The 15,546-nt window shown below is 71.6% G+C and carries 15 protein-coding genes and 1 pseudogene; 10 read left to right on the plus strand and 6 right to left on the minus strand.

Annotation, left to right across the window (positions count from 1 at the left end):
• Positions 1–49: 49 nt before the first annotated feature.
• The 6 genes from ACQPZP_RS03960 (at position 50) to ACQPZP_RS03985 (ending at position 4,901) form a co-directional block, all read left to right on the plus strand.
• Complete coding sequence (locus tag ACQPZP_RS03960; protein ID WP_433476264.1) at positions 50–622, plus strand: 3-phenylpropionate/cinnamic acid dioxygenase subunit beta; 573 nt, start codon at positions 50–52, stop codon at positions 620–622.
• Between the two features lie 11 nt (positions 623–633).
• On the plus strand, positions 634–1,491 hold the full coding sequence (locus ACQPZP_RS03965) for an alpha/beta fold hydrolase (protein WP_433476265.1): 858 nt from the start codon (positions 634–636) through the stop codon (positions 1,489–1,491).
• Complete coding sequence (gene hcaB / locus ACQPZP_RS03970) at positions 1,488–2,321, plus strand: 3-(cis-5,6-dihydroxycyclohexa-1,3-dien-1-yl)propanoate dehydrogenase (protein WP_433476266.1); 834 nt, start codon at positions 1,488–1,490, stop codon at positions 2,319–2,321. The genes ACQPZP_RS03965 and hcaB overlap by 4 nt, the downstream gene beginning before the upstream one ends.
• Positions 2,322–2,331: 10 nt before the next feature.
• The gene (locus tag ACQPZP_RS03975) at positions 2,332–3,909 is read left to right on the plus strand and encodes an acyl-CoA synthetase (RefSeq protein WP_433476267.1); all 1,578 of its coding nucleotides are present in this window, start codon (positions 2,332–2,334) and stop codon (positions 3,907–3,909) included.
• A 1-nt stretch (position 3,910) separates the two neighbouring features.
• Entirely contained in the window at positions 3,911–4,333 is a 423-nt protein-coding gene (locus tag ACQPZP_RS03980; RefSeq protein WP_433476268.1) for a hypothetical protein, read from the plus strand.
• Positions 4,334–4,505: 172 nt separating this feature from the next.
• Positions 4,506–4,901: a hypothetical protein gene (locus ACQPZP_RS03985; RefSeq protein WP_433476269.1), complete on the plus strand. Its 396-nt coding sequence runs from the start codon at positions 4,506–4,508 to the stop codon at positions 4,899–4,901.
• A 152-nt stretch (positions 4,902–5,053) separates the two neighbouring features.
• On the opposite strand, the gene ACQPZP_RS03990 is transcribed toward ACQPZP_RS03985, so the two are convergent.
• Positions 5,054–5,824, minus strand: coding sequence for an IclR family transcriptional regulator (locus ACQPZP_RS03990; protein ID WP_433476270.1), 771 nt, complete (start codon positions 5,822–5,824; stop codon positions 5,054–5,056).
• 292 nt (positions 5,825–6,116) lie between these two features.
• Here ACQPZP_RS03990 and ACQPZP_RS03995 point away from each other — a divergent pair.
• Together ACQPZP_RS03995 and ACQPZP_RS04000 are read left to right on the plus strand one after the other, a co-directional pair.
• A pseudogene (locus tag ACQPZP_RS03995) lies at positions 6,117–6,902 on the plus strand (MFS transporter); the annotation flags it as partial.
• The gene (locus ACQPZP_RS04000) at positions 6,892–7,374 is read left to right on the plus strand and encodes an MFS transporter (RefSeq protein WP_433476271.1); all 483 of its coding nucleotides are present in this window, start codon (positions 6,892–6,894) and stop codon (positions 7,372–7,374) included. The pseudogene ACQPZP_RS03995 and the gene ACQPZP_RS04000, both read left to right, overlap by 11 nt.
• 41 nt (positions 7,375–7,415) lie before the next feature.
• Here the strand turns inward: ACQPZP_RS04000 and ACQPZP_RS04005 are convergent, their stop codons facing one another.
• Entirely contained in the window at positions 7,416–8,021 is a 606-nt protein-coding gene (locus ACQPZP_RS04005) for a helix-turn-helix domain-containing protein (protein ID WP_433476272.1), read from the minus strand.
• A gap of 84 nt (positions 8,022–8,105) precedes the next feature.
• On the opposite strand from ACQPZP_RS04005, the gene ACQPZP_RS04010 reads away from it, so the two are divergent.
• Together ACQPZP_RS04010 and ACQPZP_RS04015 are read left to right on the plus strand one after the other, a co-directional pair.
• The gene (locus ACQPZP_RS04010) at positions 8,106–9,527 is read left to right on the plus strand and encodes a DUF2201 family putative metallopeptidase (protein WP_433476273.1); all 1,422 of its coding nucleotides are present in this window, start codon (positions 8,106–8,108) and stop codon (positions 9,525–9,527) included.
• A 17-nt stretch (positions 9,528–9,544) separates the two neighbouring features.
• On the plus strand, positions 9,545–11,419 hold the full coding sequence (locus tag ACQPZP_RS04015) for an AAA family ATPase (RefSeq protein ID WP_433476274.1): 1,875 nt from the start codon (positions 9,545–9,547) through the stop codon (positions 11,417–11,419).
• On the opposite strand, the gene ACQPZP_RS04020 is transcribed toward ACQPZP_RS04015, so the two are convergent.
• Genes ACQPZP_RS04020 through ACQPZP_RS04035 form a run of 4 tightly spaced genes read right to left on the minus strand, consistent with a single transcriptional unit; the run spans position 11,416 to position 15,517 of the window.
• Complete coding sequence (locus tag ACQPZP_RS04020) at positions 11,416–13,374, minus strand: hypothetical protein (RefSeq protein WP_433476275.1); 1,959 nt, start codon at positions 13,372–13,374, stop codon at positions 11,416–11,418. The two genes, ACQPZP_RS04015 and ACQPZP_RS04020, sit on opposite strands and share 4 nt — an antisense overlap.
• The gene (locus ACQPZP_RS04025) at positions 13,371–14,306 is read right to left on the minus strand and encodes a hypothetical protein (protein WP_433476276.1); all 936 of its coding nucleotides are present in this window, start codon (positions 14,304–14,306) and stop codon (positions 13,371–13,373) included. The genes ACQPZP_RS04020 and ACQPZP_RS04025 overlap by 4 nt, the downstream gene beginning before the upstream one ends.
• Before the next feature lie 48 nt (positions 14,307–14,354).
• Entirely contained in the window at positions 14,355–14,744 is a 390-nt protein-coding gene (locus ACQPZP_RS04030; protein ID WP_433476277.1) for a VOC family protein, read from the minus strand.
• The gene (locus tag ACQPZP_RS04035) at positions 14,741–15,517 is read right to left on the minus strand and encodes a helix-turn-helix domain-containing protein (RefSeq protein WP_433476278.1); all 777 of its coding nucleotides are present in this window, start codon (positions 15,515–15,517) and stop codon (positions 14,741–14,743) included. Before ACQPZP_RS04035 ends, ACQPZP_RS04030 begins: the two co-directional genes overlap by 4 nt.
• Positions 15,518–15,546 lie beyond the last annotated feature (29 nt).

Consider the following 15,546-nt stretch of genomic DNA (forward strand, 5'->3'; position numbering starts at 1 on the left):
CGGCACGACCCGTACCGCCCCGCGTCGGAGAAGGGATCGAATGACACCCGTGAGCACCGCCACCGAGCAGAGCCGGTCGCGCGCGGGCACGCGCGCCGACCGCGACACCCATTTCGAGGTCGAGCAGTTCTACTACGCGGAGGCCGACCTCCTCGACGCCGGGCGCTACGCCGACTGGCTCGACCTGCTCGCCGACGACCTGGACTACTGGATGCCGACGCGCACCAACAGGCTCCGGCGGCAGCAGGCGCTGTCCGTGGCGGCGCGCGGCGAGGCCGCCTACTACGACGAGACCAAGGAGAGCCTCGCCTGGCGCGTCCGCCGGTTCGACTCCGGCATGGCGTGGGCCGAGGACCCGCCGTCCCGCACCCGGCACCTGATCACGAACGTGCGGGTCCGGCACGTGGATCCGGCCGGTGACCCCGGTTTCACCGATGACGACCTGCTCGTGCGGTCGGCCTTCCTCGTCTACCGGAACCGGCTGGAGCGCGAGGAGAACGTGTTCGCCGGCAGCCGCGAGGACGTGCTGCGCCGCGCCGGCGACGGCTTCCTGGTCGCCCGGCGGGCGATCCTGCTCGACCAGAACATCCTGCTGGCGAAGAACATCTCGACCTTCTTCTGAGGGGAAATCCTGTGCCCGACCTCGACCTCAAGCAGCACCAGGTGCCCACCTCGCTCGGCGAGATCGCCGTCGCCGAGGCGGGCGAGGGGCCGGTGCTGGTGATGCTGCACGGAGGCGGCCCGGGGGCGTCCGGCGTCTCCAACTACCGGCAGAACCTTCCGGCGCTGGCCCGGCGCTTCCGCGTCCTGCTGCCCGACCAGCCGGGCTTCGGCGGCAGCTACCGCCCCACCGCGGCCGACCTCGAGGAGAGGTCCATCACCGAGATCACGGTGGACGCCCTCTTCCAGGCGCTGGACGCGCTCGGCGCCGGCTCCTTCCACCTGCTGGGGAACAGCCTGGGCGGCGCCGCCGCGATCGCGATGGCACAGCGGCGTCCCGAGCGCGTCGACCGGCTGGTGCTGATGGCGCCCGGCGGCGGCTGGCTGCCGACCGGGCCCACCCCCACCGAGGGGCAGAAGGCGATGTTCCGCTACTTCAACGGCGACGGGCCGAGCGAGAAGAAGATGGCCGCCTTCATCCGCACCATGGTGTTCGACCACGCGCGGTTCGGCGCGGACGTCGTCCGGGCGCGCTACGAGGCGTCCCTCGACGAGAGCCACATCGAGTTCTACCACCACTACAACGCCGCCTTCGCCGAACGCGGCGGCATGGACCCGCTGTGGCGCGACCTGCACAAGATCAAGGCGCCGACGCTGCTGCTGTGGGGACGCGACGACCGCACGATCACTCTCGACGGCGCCCAGCTCATGCTCAAGCAGATCCGCGACGTGCGGCTGCACGTGTTCGGACGGTGCGGCCACTGGGTGCAGCTGGAGCAGGCGCGCGAGTTCGAGGAACTCGTCACCGGCTTCCTGGCGGGACGGTCATGAGCGGCTGGCTCGACGGCGACGTCGCGTTGATCACCGGCGGCGGTTCGGGCATCGGCCGCGCCGTCGCGGAACGGTTCGTGGCTGAGGGCGCCGCGGTGACCGTCCTCGGCCGCGACGAGGAGCAGCTCCGGGACGTCGTCCGGTCCCTGCCGGACCCGTCCAGGGCGCACATGGCCGTCGCGGACGTCCGTGATCCGGCGGGGCTGCACGCCGCCGTGTCCGAGACGGTCGAGCGCTTCGGCAGGCTCGACACCCTCGTCGCCAACGCCGGAATCTGGGACTACCAGCGGCAGCTCACCCGGCTCACCGCCGGCGAGATCGACGCCGCCTTCGACGAGCTGTTCTCCATCAACGTCAAGGGCTATCTGCTGTCCGCCGAGGCGGCGTGGAGGGAGCTGGTGAAGACGCGCGGCAGCATCGTCATGACGCTGTCCAACTCGTCCTTCTACGTCAACGGCGGCGGCCCCCTCTACACCGCCAGCAAGCACGCCTGCCTCGGGCTGATGCGCGAACTCGCCTACGAGCTCGCGCCCAAGGTGCGGGTGAACGGCGTCGCCTGCGGCGGCATGCGGACCGACCTGCGAGGGCCGGAGTCGCTCGCCCTCCAGGACCGCTCGATCGAGGCGTCCTTCGGCAAGAGGCGAGACGACGCCGCGCCCCCGCCGATCCCGCTGCACGACTCCAGCACCGACCCGCACGACTTCACCGGCCCGTACGTGCTGCTCGCCGCCCGCGACCAGAGCGGCCCCATCACCGGACAAGCCATCTCCGTCGACGGCGGCATCGGCGTACGCGGCTTCGCGCGCCCCGCCGGCGGCGACCACCTCTGAGGAGCCGACCGTGCCGCACCCCCACCCCGCCAACTCCGGGCTCAACGTCGACATCAACCCCGCGTCCGCGGTCGCGCGCAACGCCCGCCACCACGGTGAGGTCACGGCCGTCCGGTACGAGGGCGGAGACCTGACGTACGCCGAGCTGGACGAGAAGGCGGCGCGGCTGGCGGGCGTTCTGTCCACGGGCGGCGTCGCAGCTGGGGACCGCGTCGCCCATCTGGGCCTGAACAGCGCGTCGTTCCTGGTCACGATGCTGGCCTCATTCCGGATCGGGGCCATCTTCGTCCCGGTCAACTTCCGCCTCGCCGGTCCCGAACTGGAGCGCGTGCTCGACCGGAGCGGCGCCGCCACGATCGTCTGCGAGGAGGGGCATCGCGCCGCGGTCGAGAAGGTGCGCGACCGTACCGGGCTCAGGCGGTTCCTCCTCGTGGACGACGACCCGCAGGTCCCCGCCACCGGCGGCTGGGAGCCGTGGTCCGGCCCGATCGCCGCGGCCACGCCGGTCTCGCCGGTGGTGGCCAAGGGGTTCGACGACCCGGCGATCCTGATGTTCACCTCGGGAACCACCGGCCTGCCCAAGGGCGTCATCCTGACCTACGGCAACACCTGGTGGAACTCCGTCAACGTGGACACGGTGATCGACACCCGGCGGGGGGACGTGACGCTCGCGGCGGCCCCGCTCTTCCACATCGGGGCGCTGAACAGCTTCGTGCTGCGCACGCTCGTCCGCGGCGGCACCGTGGTCGTGCGGCGCTCCTTCGAACCGAAGGCGTTCCTGGACGACCTGGTGAGCTTCCGGGTGAACTCCCTGTTCGCGGTCCCCGCCATGCTGGCCGCCCTGGGGCGGGTGCCCGGGGTCTTCGACGCCGACCTCGGCGACCTGCGCTCGGTCGTGGTCGCCGGCGCGCCCGTGCCGCCGTCCCTCATCGAGCGGTACGCCGCGCACGGCATCCTCCTCCAGCAGGCATGGGGGCTCACCGAGACCGCGCCGTTCGCGACCCACCTGCCGGCCGAGCGCACCCTGGACAAGCTCGGCTCGGCCGGCATCCCGATGCCGCACACGCAGGTGCGCGTCATCGACCCGGAGACCGGCAGGCCCGTGCCGCCGGGCGTCTCCGGGGAGATCGTCGTCCGCGGGCCGAACGTCACGCCGGGCTACTGGGAGGACCCCGAGGCGACCGCGGCCGCTTTCGACGACGCCGGCTGGTTCCACTCCGGCGACATCGGACGCTTGGACGACGACGGTCACCTCTACATCGTCGACCGGCTCAAGGACATGATCATCAGCGGCGGGGAGAACGTCTACCCGGCCGAGGTCGAGCGCGCGCTGGCCTCCATGCGGGAGCTCGCCGACGTCGCCGTGGTCGGGACGGCCGACGAGGAGTGGGGCGAGACCGTGGTCGCCGTGGTGTCGCTGGCCGGGGACACGCCGGTCACGCTCGACGATGTCCGCGACCACGCCGCCGAGCGGCTGGCCAGGTACAAGCTGCCCCGCAGGCTGAAGATCGTCGAAAGCGTGCCCCGGAACGCGTCCGGCAAGCTGGACAAGGCCGTCATCCGCCGGCTCGTGGACGGGGCGGGCTGACATGACCGCGGTGCCGGGCCTGCGGGTCGCCGTCGAGGACTGGACGCGCGTCGCCGGACGGATGCGGGTGCACGGCGACGGCGTCGAGACCGCCGTCCAGGTGGAGCGATGCGCCGCCGGGCGGCTCCGGGACGCCTACCCCGTGGGCGCCCGCGATCTGGAGGTGCGCGTGCCGGACGCCGTGGCGGGCGACGCGCTCTCCGCTCTGCTGCGGGCGCTGGCCGACGCCGTCAGGAAGGCGGACCCGGCCTGCCGTCGTGTCGTGTTCGCCGCCCCTGAGGGCGACGTGGACCGGGTCGCCGCCGCCGAATCCGCCGGCTTCCGCTACGTCGTGGACGTCGACCTGGGCGAGACGGCTCTCAGCCTGCTGGTGTCCGAGCCATCTCCGGCCGATCTGGACCTCCGCCACGTGCCGGGCACGTAGCGGAGATTCAGGCGAAGGCGCGCACAGGCGGCGGTGCGGCGGCACGGCGCGTCCCCGGACGTCCAAGATGTCGATGGCCGGGTGGTTGTGCGGCGGGTCGGCCGCAGGACGGTCACTCTGACGCCCGTTTATCGCCACGGGCGCCTACGCAACGCAAAGGAGATCGATCCCCATGTGGCGTTTATTCACCATTCTCGGCTGTGCCGTCGGCGTTGTCCTCTGCGGCGTCCTCGGTGGTGCCCTCGGCGGCGGTTCCGCCGGCGTCGCCGCCGGCGTCGTCGGCGCCCTCCTCGGCGGCGCCAGCGGTGGTATCACCGCCAACGGGAAGTTCGGCGACCTCATCAGCGGCCTCGCCAACGACATCGCCATCACCGTCGCGGTCGTCCTCGGCGGTGCCGTCGCCGTCGTCCTCGGCGGCGTGCTCACGGGTGCCATGGACGGCGTCTGGGGCATCTTCGGCGGCATTGTCGGCGGCTTCTTCGGCGGCCTTTTCGGCGGTGGCTGCGTCGGCTTCCTCGTCGGCGTCGTCGCCCTCCGCGTCGTCGTCCGCCGTAAGCGTGACGACTAGCTCGCCCTCGGGGCCGCTCGGCGGCTGCGAGGTGTGCAACCGGGGGACCGGCATGCCATGCCAGTCCCCAGCACTGACTGGTCCCGTGGTTGAAGCCACGGGACCAGACTCTGTTTTGGGGCGCCTGTTCAGGTCCCAGAGATCCCCACGCCTCACGCTGCCCGCCTGGCCCGCATCAGGTGCCCGGCCGCCGCCGCGCTCATCCGGCGCAGGGCCGGTGCCTGGGCGCGGATGTCGAGGCGGCCGGTGAGCGCCGCCACGGACATGGCCGCCACCGCCCGGCCGCCGGGGCCGAGGACGGGGACGGCGACGCAGCTGAGACCGGGCGTCGACTCCTCGTGGTCGAACGCCACGCCCTCGCGGCGGATGCCGGCGATCTCGCGGACGAGCCGCTCGGGATCGGTGACGGTGTTCGTCGTGAGCGGCCGCAGGTCGGCCCGCAGCACCTGCTCCAGCGCCTCGTGGTCGTAGGCGAGCAGGACCTTGCCCACGGCCGTGCAGTAGGCGGGTACCCGCCCGCCGATACGCGAGGGCGAGCGTGCGGGCCGGTGCCCGTGCAGTTTCGCCAGGTAGACCACGTCAGTGCCGTGGAGGGCCGCGAGGTGGACGGTCTCGTGGGTCAGCTCGTACAGGTCCGTGAGGAACGGGATGAGCGCGTCCCGGATCCGCGCGTGGTCGGGGACGTACACGCGGCTGCCCAGCTCGTGCAGCCGCTCTCCCAGCCGGTACTTCGGACCGACCTTCTCGACGACGCCGTTGCGCTCCAGGACGCCCAGCAGCCGGAACGCGGTGGACTTGCTCATCCGCGCGCGCCGGGCCAGCTCGCTCACGCCGATCCCGGCGCCGGCCTGGTCGCCGAACGACAGGAGCAGGCTGACGGCCTTGTCGACGGCGGCGCGGTCATCGCGCTTGGGAGTGCTCATGGCGTGCTCCGAAGTGTCACTTAAAACTGACGCATGACGCGTTTAATGGACACAGAATCGAGGACGCGCGGTCCGACTGTCAAGTTAGACGCGTGTCCATTTCAATGGACGGCCTTCTGTGTGCCACGGAGCGGCACGGGCACGTGCCCTGATCGGAGGGGTTTCCATCCTCGTGGAACCGACCCCATGTGGCCTGGGTCACGAAGATCCAGCCCCGTCGAGGAGGCCCTCCGTGTCCGAAACCGCTGTCCCGTCCGCCGCGCACGCGGGCCCAGCCGGCGCCCAGCGCAAGGTGTCGCGCGTCGCCGCCGCCAGCCTCATCGGCACCACCATCGAGTACTACGACTTCGCGGTCTACGGCACGGCCGCCGCCCTCGTCCTCGGGCCGGCCTTCTTCCCGTCCGGTACCCCGGCGGCGCAGACGCTGGCCGCGTTCCTCACCTTCGCCGGCGCCTTCATGGCGAGGCCGGTCGGGGTGGTGCTGTTCGGCACCATCGGGGACCGGCTGGGCCGCAAGCAGGCCCTCGTGGTGTCGCTGCTGCTGATGGGGGCGGCGACGGTCGGCGTCGGCCTGCTGCCCACCTACGCGTCCGCCGGGCTGGCGGCGCCCGTCCTCCTGGTCGCGCTCCGCCTGCTGCAGGGCGTCAGCATGGGCGGCGAATGGGGCGGCGCGGTGCTGCTGGCCGCCGAGCACGCGCCGCCCGGCCGCCGGGCGCTGTACGCGTCCATACCGCAGGCCGGTCCGCCGCTCGGCTTCCTGCTGTCCAGCGTCGTCATCCTGCCCACGCTCGCCATCGCCGGACGGGACGGCTTCGCCGCCGGAGCCTGGCGGATCCCCTTCCTGCTCAGTGCCGTCCTCATCCTCATCGGCATCTGGGTGCGCATGCAGGTGACCGAGTCGCCTGTCTTCAGCACCACGCCGCGCCGCACCGGCTCCCGCTTTCCTCTCGGCACCCTGGTCAAGGAGCACCCCGGACGGCTGCTGCTGGGCATCGGCACGGCGATCGGCGGATCGGCCGTCTACTACCTGACGATCGTCTACAGCCTCCAGTACGGTCCCGCCGCGCTTGACATCTCGCAGAACACGGTGCTGGCCGCCGCCAGCGCGGCCGCCGCCTGCGGCGCCCTCGCCACCGGTCCCGGCCGCCCGGCTGGCCGACCGGGTGGGCCGGCGGCCGGTGATGCTGGCCGGCCTCGCCGGCTGCGTCCTGTGGTCAGTGCCCATGTTCGGCTCGCTGCGGACCGGGAACGGCCTCCTGATCACCGGCGCGTTCGCCGTGGGGCTCGTCCTGTTCACGCTGAGCTTCGCCCCGATCGCCGCGTTCCTGCCGGAGCTGTTCCCCGCCCGGCTCCGCTACACCGGCGCCTCGGCCACCTTCATCGTCGCCAACACCCTCGGCGGCGGCTTCGCCCCGGTCGTCGCCACCTGGCTGACCTCGCACTGGGCGTCGCCGTTCGTGCTCAGCGCCTATGCGGGCACGCTGTGCCTGGTCAGCCTCGTGTGCGTGCTGGCTCTTCCCGAGACCCGCGACAACGAGTTCTCAAGCTGACGAAGCCGGGGCAGGGCCCGGCCCAGCGCCCTGCCCCGCCGTCAGCGCAGATCGTTTCCGTGAGTCCTGGCGACCCCCATCGCCCCGGTGCCCGGCTGCACCCGCGGCACGCTCACCACCACGTGGACCAGGCTCTCACCGTCCAGCGACTCGTAGACGTGCGGCCGGTCCGCCGGATAACGCACGAAGTCGCCCGCCGCCAGCTCCGCGGCGGAGCCGACCGGCCCGGCCCGCACCCGCCCGCTGATCACGTACAGATGCTCCAGCGTGCCGACCGGATGCGGCTGCGACGGCTCGGGCGCGGGCCCCGGCCCGATGCGCAGCAGATAGTTCTCGATCACTCCGGAGCCGTAGACGTGGTCGAGGGACCGGGACCGGAAGCCGCCGTGGTCCCGCCACACCACCTCGTCGCCGCGCTGCACGACCATCACCTGCTCGTGCTCGGCGACCAGCCGCGTCACCGGCACGCCCAGCGCCTCCGCGACCGCGAACAGGGTGTCCACGGTCGGGTTCCCCGATCCCTGCTCGATCGTGGACAGCGTCTGCTTCGCCAGCCCCGCCTGCCGCGCGAGCTCGGTCAGGGACATCCCCCGCTGCTCTCTCAGCAGCCGCATGTTGCGAGCCACGACGCTGTTCCCCGACGACACGCGACCACTGTAAGCCCCGGCTCGCTATCGTGCCTTGAGCGGTAAGGGGTTTTGCCGCGATGAGACGGGAAGCGGGGGGTTCGGGTGTCTTCGGGGCGACCGCGGCTGCCGGACCTGCGCCGGCTTCTCGCCGACGAGCCCGCCGACCCGGAGGTGGTCGAGCAGGCCCGGCGGCGCAAGGAGTCGGCACTGCTGGACTTCGGGGTCGGGCAGAGCACGGTGGCGTCCTGGCTGTACGCCAAGTGCCACCACCACATCCCGACCACCGCGATCCCGACCGCCGCGGTGGTCGCCTTCGGCGACGGCGCCCGCGCGCTGCTCTACAACCCCTGCTTCTTCATGGAGCTGGACTTCGACGGGGTGAAGTTCGTCCTGTTCCACGAGGCCCGTCACCTGATGCACCGGCACCTGCACGTGGACGAGGACCTGCGCAGCGACCCGGCGTTCACGCTCGCCGCCGAGGTGGCCATCAACCACGTGGCCCTGCAGCGGCTGCGGTGGTCCGGCCTGCCCACCGTCCCGTCGGACGGCGGCAAGGGCGCCCGGGAGCCGGTCGGCATCGACCCCACGACGGTCTACGAGCAGTACCGGGAAGATCTGCAGGGACAAGGGCTGTCCCCGCTGCCGTACGACGAGTTCATCTACACCGACCTGACCGTGTACGGCGAGTTGCGGCGGATGAAGGCGTTCAACGAGCCCACGCCGAGGTTCTGCATCCACCTGGACGGTGACGACGCCGCCGATGCCCGGCCGGGCGTGCCGCTCGACCCCGAGACCGTGGAGCGGCTGGGCGACGAGGTGCTGCGTCAGGTGATGCAGGCGGCGCTCCGGGGCGACCCGGCGGCGCGCGCCGAGCTGCTCGACCTCGCCGACCGGACGGCCGACGGCGGCGAGAGGCTGACCCGGCTCTGGGGCACACTCGGCCTGGAGAAGCTGCGCGGCACCACCCCGAAGACCCGCCGCGTCGACTGGTGGCAGCGGTGGCTGGTCGACGTGCTCGCCTCGAAGCTGAGCGAGAGCGACCGGCTGATCTACCCGAAGAAGCACGGAGCGATCCTGCTGGCGCTCGGCCACGACCCGATGCTGACCCGGCGCGGGCCGGAGCGGACGAAGGTGGTGCTCATCGCGTTCGACACGTCCGGGTCGATGCCGGACTCCGTGGTCGAATGGCTCACCACCCTGGTCGGGCAGACCGACGGGGTGGAGAGCCACTGGCTGAGCTTCGACGGGGTCGTGACGCCGTTCGTGCCCGGGGAGCGGGTCGTGGGCGGGGGAGGGACCGACTTCCAGAACGTCGTCGACTATGCCGAGGGCCGGGCCGAAGTGCAGGGAAAGCCGTTGGCGGTGGAGCCCGATGCGATCATCATGGTGACCGACGGGTACGCGCCGCACGTCACCCCCGCCGACCCCGAACGGTGGATCTGGCTCATCACCGACGGCGGCGACGACTGGCCGGACCGGCACGATCCCCCGATGGCCTGCCACCGCGTCACGTCCGGACGATGATCGAGGAGACAGCAGCAGTGACCGTTACGGAGCCGTCCGAGACGGAGCGGATCGCGGGCCGGCGCTGGCGGCCGACCGCGACCTACCCGGACCCGCAGGACGACGGCCCCACCGCCAAGCTGGAGAAGTTCATCGACGCGATGGTCGCCACCGGCCAGACCGGGCAGATCTTCGGCGAGCACGGGATCGGCAAGACGTCCACGTTCGTGTCGTACGTGCCGAAGCGGTTCCCGGGCACCACCCTGGTCGTCATCCCCGCGGCCAACCTCACCCCCGACGACCTGCTCGTCAACGCCCCGGTGCGCGACGACCACAGCGGTGAGCTGGTGCTGCGCCAGCTCGTCATGCGGCAGCTCGTCCCGGGCAAACCGTTCGTCCTGCTCATCGACGACTCGCTGCAGGCGGGCAGCACCGTGCAGTCGCAGCTGATGCAGATCGCCTGCAACTGGACGCTGGGCGAGTACGACCTGCGGGAGCTGGGCTGCGTCGGGGTGTTCCTCACCGACAACGAGTCGCTGGCCGAGACCAGCGTCCGCCGCTCCGACCTGGCGATCCTGGACCGGATGGTCACCATCCGCCTGGGCCCGAACGACACCGCGTGGCGGCAGGCGCTCGCCGCGCGGTTCCCCGACCGGGATCTGCGCGAGGTGTTCCGGGAGTGGGCCTCGCTGAGCCCGCGGCTGCGCTACCTGCTGTCCCCGCGCACCCTGCAGCACGTGCTCGACTGCGCCCGCGCCGGGTTCCCGCTCGCCTGGGGGCTGCCGCTGCTGAACGGCGCCCGGCTCTCGCTGACCGAGGAGGGCAAGGACGGCGAGCCGGGCCGGGACCGGACGGCGGACGTGCTGGACGCCATCGCCGCGGCGGTCGGGGCGAGCAACCCGGCCACCGTCACCGATCCGGTCCGCCGCATCCTGCGGGCCGCGATGACCCACCGCTGGGCCGTGCTGCTCCAGGGGCCGCCGGGATGCGGCAAGACGGAGATCACCAAGCAGATCGCCCGGGAGGAGACCGGACGCGACCCGGTCTACTTCTCGCTGCCGGTGACCAACGTCGAGGACCTGTGCGTGCCGGTGCCCGCCCCGGACGGGTCGCTGAGCGCCATGCTCGCCCGGTCGCTGCTCGACCCGGAGCCCAAGGTGCTGGTCTGGGACGAGTACAACCGGCCGAAGGACAAGGCGACCTTCGCCAAGCTGATGGAGGTCACCCAGGAGTGGACGCTCGCCGGGCGCCGGATCCCGAACCTCCGCGCCCAGGTGGCGCTGCAGAACCCGCCCTACCACCTGGGCCGCAAGCTGCTCGTCGCCGCCAACAACGTGGCGCAGGCCAGCCGCTTCACGATCAGCTACGAGGTGCGCCCGGACGACATCCCGGCCAACGAGTGGCTGATCTCGACCTACGGGGAGACGGCCGAGACGGTCCTGGAGTGGTGGAAGAACGACATCGACGACGAGGGCCGCGACTGGGTCACCAAGCGCACCCTGGAGCGGCTGATCAAGCTGCACGAGGCGGACATGCCGCTGGAGCCGGGCCTGATCTACCTCGGTGACGGCGAGTACGCTCCGGTGCCGCTGTCCGCGCTGGAGGCGCGGCTGGCCGGCCGGAAGAACATCGGCCTGGTCGAGATCGCCAGGAACCGCGCGAGCTGGGAGGCCCGGCTGGCGGCCGCGGCCGAGACGTCCGCCGAGGGCACCGACGACACGGACCTGGTCCACCAGGTGTTCTCCAACGCCGAGGTGTCCCAGCTCGAACGGCATCTCGACGTCGTGGCCCGGCTGCTGCCGTACCTGCCGCCGAAGCTGCGGGCCACGTACGTCGTCGGGCAGACCCCCGAGCGGCAGCGCTTCTGGGTGGCCGCGCTGGCCCGGATGGCCGAACTGTCCGTACGTCCCTAGGAGCCGGCGACCTTCTCTTCGCGCTCGTCCTCCTCGTCCTCTTCATCGGCGCAATCGCAGTCGCAATCGCACTCGGTGCCGCAGACGCAGTCGTCCTCCTCGCAGTCGCAGTCGCAATCGCAGTAGCAACCGCAGGGGTCGTCCTCCCAGTCCTCGTCGAGGTCCTCCTCGATGTCGAACTTGCGGATCATCGGGACGGACACGGTGGACTGTTCGTGGTCCACCGTCCAGGAGTTGCGGAAGAAGTCGAACTTCAGGTGCCGGCAGCCGTCGGACTCGGCGAACAGGATCGGCGGGACGAGGAAGTGCGCCGCGTCGACGGTGGCCGCGGTGGCGATGAAGGTCTTGGCCGAGGGGAAGGGCGGCCCGCCCTGGCAGGCGGCGAAGTTCACCGGGGCCGGCGATTCCTTGCCGAGAACGTGGATGCGGTTGCCCTCGACGACGAACATGTCCGGGTCGAGAAGCACGTCCTCGCCGAGCATCAGGATCGGTGCGGGCATGATGTCCGCCTTCGCGGCGTCCTGAGCCTGGGTGTACTGCTTGATGACGTCGCCGTTGCGCGTCGTGTCGAAGTGAGGCCCGAGGACGTCGCCGCTGCAGATCCCGCAAGCGCAGTCGGGCAGTTCGTCGGTGTTGGGCTGCTCCGGCTCCGGGAACAGCATGGACTTGTCGAACGGCACGACCGGCGACTCGCCGCTCTTGCCCTTGAGGAACGCCGGGATCCAGTCCGTGCCCTCGGCCTCGATCACCTCCGAATCGCAGAGGGACCGGAACGCGGCGTCGCCGACCTTGCAGTTGAAGTAGTCCAGGAGCGTGATCGCGGCGCATTCGGCCGGCGAGAGCCCGCCGTCTTCGGCGAACCAGAAGTCGTAGCCGTTCGCGACGTAGCGCACACCGCGGAACCGCTTGTGGACGAACGGCTCGCTGCCGGACGCCGGGGCCAGGCCGTTCCAGTGCGCGGCGGCGACCCGGTTGTAGTAGGCGTCGGCGTGCCGGGCGAGTTCGGGGGCGAAGACGCTCTCGCCCGTCCAGTAGCAGGCCTTGCCGAACAGCGCGCCGATCTCCGGATCGTGCCCGAGCCCGGCGTCGGTGAAGATCAGCTCGGTGCGCAGGAACACCTTGCGGCCGTCGCGGTAGGGCGCGCCCTCGTGCTCGTACCGCTGGTCGAAGACCACGCAGGTGAAGGGCTCGATCGCGGTGAGCGCGCCGCCGTCCACGAGGTCGAGCGCGGGCTCGCCCTCGCCGCCGGTGAGGTAGAGCAGGACGGTGTAGCGGGAGACGTGGTTCCGCGCGGCGTCGTAGTAGGGCGTGTCGAGGTGCGGATGGAAATTGGCGTCGCCGGGCTCGAAACGGTTGCAGCGGAAGACGGGGTTCACGTGGGAGAAGCCGTCGAGCAGCGCTTCCGGCATCGCCTTGCGCACCGCCGCGGACAGCGCCTCCGCGAGCAGGCCCGAATGGAAGATGAAGCGTTCGCCGCCGCGCGACGAGGCGTTGAGCGGCGGGACGTAGAGGTTCAGCGAGTCCAGATCCTCAAGGCGGGACCGCGCGGGGGCCGGAAGCCCCAGCGAAAGCGTGTACGCGCCCTTCGTGAACTCCTCGCATCCGGTCAGTTCGAGGTCCAGCGGGACGTCGGAGAAGAGCCGGTCGAGCGGGAGGATGTTCTCGAACGTCCGGAACGACAGTTCGCGCGGATCGGCGAAGACGGCGGCGAGGTCCGGCATGGTCTCGACGGGCCGGGCGAACAGGTCCCGCGCCTCGCCCTCGATGCGTTCCGCGTCGACGAAACGCACCTGCTTGAACCGCGCCGTCGGATGCCAGGAGACCGCGAGCCCGTCGACCGTCCCCGCGGGTTCGGGGTCGGTCGCGTCGACCTGCGCGCGGTACCGGGCGACCTCCTCGTCGGGGGCGTGGCCGGTCGACAGGGCGAAGAACCGGTCGCGGAGTTCGATGCTCATGCGCTTCTCCAATAGCTGCGCAGTGCGGGCGGGAGCTGGGGGGCCTTGGCGAGCAGCGCCGCGCCGTCGCCGCCGACGTCCTCGCGGTACAGGTACAGCCGCTTGAGCGCGCCGGCGAACGGCGCCGCGAGCAGTGCCCGCGCCCCGTCCGTGCCGATCTCGTTGTAGCGCAGGTCGAGCTCGGTCAGGTTCTCGAACCGGTGCAGCGAGGGCATCCCCTTCTCGGTGATCACGTTTCGCTGCAGGTGCAGGCGGCGCACGCCTGCGAAGACCGGGGACGCCGCGAGGGCCGCCAGGCCGGTGTTGCCGACGCGGGAGTACCGCAGATCGAGCGATTCGAGGCGGGACCCGGCGGTCTCGACGTCGCCGGCCTCGGCGCGCAGGTACGCCGAGACGGCGAGGGTCTTGGCGCCGAGCGCGCCGATGCGCAGGTACGACAGGTCGAGTTCGGTGAGCCGGCCGAGGTCGAGCGTCGCGAGCCCGCCCGTGTCGACGGAGCCGGCCGGGTTCGGCTCGCCGTCGTCGTCGAGGTCGTCCTCCCAGTACCGGTAGTCGTCGTCACCTTCGCTCGGCGGCGGCGTGATCCGCAGTCCGGTCACGAAGGGCCCCCGCAGAGCCTGCTCGATCTGCACGGGCGCGGCGTCGGACCATTCGACGGCCACCTTCGTGGCGAACCCGTACCTGCGTTCGAGGACGGTCGCACCCGGCGGCAGCGCCGCGTCCCACCCCTGCCGGTGTTCGGCGACCAGCGCGGCGATATCGCTCTCCACGGCCGCACGGTCGGCGGGGCGGAGGCGGGCGCGCCGCTGTTCGAGACGGATCAGTGTCCCCCGGGCGTCGCCCTGCTCCAGGAGCCGGTCGCCGTAGGCGAGCCACGACGCGAGGTCGCCGGGGTCCTCCCGCAGCGTCTCTTCAATGGCGGCGATCTTCACCCGGGAGACGCTAACAGCGGCGTCGGACGGTCACCCCCGGTTTGTTGATCATTCCGTCGGCCGGGCGGGCTGGAACAGTTCGATGAGGTTGCCCGCGGGGTCGCTGAGCAGGATCTGCCGCCCGCCGGGACCGCTGACCGGATCACCGCGGAAGGACAGCCCGGCCGCGCTCAGCCGGCCGATCTCGTCATCGAGGTCCCCGACGATGATGTGGATACGGTTGCGGCCCGCGGACGCGGAGTCGGCCGGGGTCGCGCGGGCGCCGGAACTCGCCGGCCCGGACAGCAGCAGCCGCAGCGGCCCGCGGACCACGTCCGCGAAGGCGGGCGCGACATTGCTGCGCACGGTGAAGCCGAGATGGCCCGTATAGAAGTCGACTGCTGCCTGGACGTCGTCGACGAGGTACCGGACGCTGGCGAGTTCGTCGGTTGCGGTCATGGTCGCACCTCCTGTGGGTGAACGAGAGCGGCGAGCAGATGGCGGACGCGGGTGTCGATTTCGGCGGCGGTGCGGCAGAAGACCGCGTAGCCGTCGTCGCCGGCGTCTCCGGGGGCGGACGGGTCGGCGATGCTCCAGTGGACCAGCCGGGGGCGGCCGGGGAACTCCGGGCAGACCTCACGGACCTTGTCGCACAGGCTGATCACGTAGTCGAAGCGGCGGCCGGTCATGGTGTCCAGGTGCCGCGGGTGCCGATCGGCGATGTCGACGCCGTAGCGCTCGCGCAGCACCCGAACGGCATGGGGGTGGATGTCTGGTTTGGGGTGGCTTCCGGCGCTGGTCGCCTCGACGTGGCCGGCGCCGCGCCGAGTCAGCAGGGCTTCGGCGATCGGTGAGCGGGCACTGTTCCCGGTGCAGGTGAACAGGACGCGGAGCCGATCCGGTCGTCCGGCGGGCGGGGCCGGCGGTGGCGGCGGGCCCGGGTGCAGGGCAGGGTGCAGGGCCGCGCCGGCGGCGGTCAGCGCCTGCGCGCAGCGGTCCAGGTCCAGGTGGTAGTAGCTGTCGCGGGCGTCGAAGCTGCTTCGCCGCACGGTGACCAGCCCGCCCTGGCGCAGGACCCGCAGATGGTAGGAGACCAGGTTCTGCGGCTCGCCGACCAGGGCCGTGAGCTCGCGCACGCGGTGATCGCCGGCGGCCAGCTCGGTCAGCAGCCGCCAGCGCAGCGGGTGGGCGCCCAGGCGGACGAACGGCGGGGCTTGACCCGGCGGTGCCATACCGCCCACGATACATCAAAACGGCTTGA

Origin of the sequence: Spirillospora sp. CA-142024 (assembly GCF_050942325.1) — a bacterium.
Classification (GTDB): Bacteria; Actinomycetota; Actinomycetes; order Streptosporangiales; family Streptosporangiaceae; genus Spirillospora.

Excerpts from the sequence above, each read along its gene's own strand:
- ACQPZP_RS03980 (WP_433476268.1), top strand. The coding sequence starts at position 3,911 with ATGACCGCGGTGCCGGGCCTGCGGGTCGCCGTCGAGGACTGGACGCGC.
- ACQPZP_RS03985 (WP_433476269.1), top strand. The coding sequence starts at position 4,506 with ATGTGGCGTTTATTCACCATTCTCGGCTGTGCCGTCGGCGTTGTCCTC.
- hcaB (WP_433476266.1), top strand. The coding sequence starts at position 1,488 with ATGAGCGGCTGGCTCGACGGCGACGTCGCGTTGATCACCGGCGGCGGT.
- ACQPZP_RS03990 (WP_433476270.1), bottom strand. The coding sequence starts at position 5,824 with ATGAGCACTCCCAAGCGCGATGACCGCGCCGCCGTCGACAAGGCCGTC.
- ACQPZP_RS04020 (WP_433476275.1), bottom strand. The coding sequence starts at position 13,374 with ATGAGCATCGAACTCCGCGACCGGTTCTTCGCCCTGTCGACCGGCCAC.
- ACQPZP_RS04035 (WP_433476278.1), bottom strand. The coding sequence starts at position 15,517 with ATGGCACCGCCGGGTCAAGCCCCGCCGTTCGTCCGCCTGGGCGCCCAC.
- ACQPZP_RS04030 (WP_433476277.1), bottom strand. The coding sequence starts at position 14,744 with ATGACCGCAACCGACGAACTCGCCAGCGTCCGGTACCTCGTCGACGAC.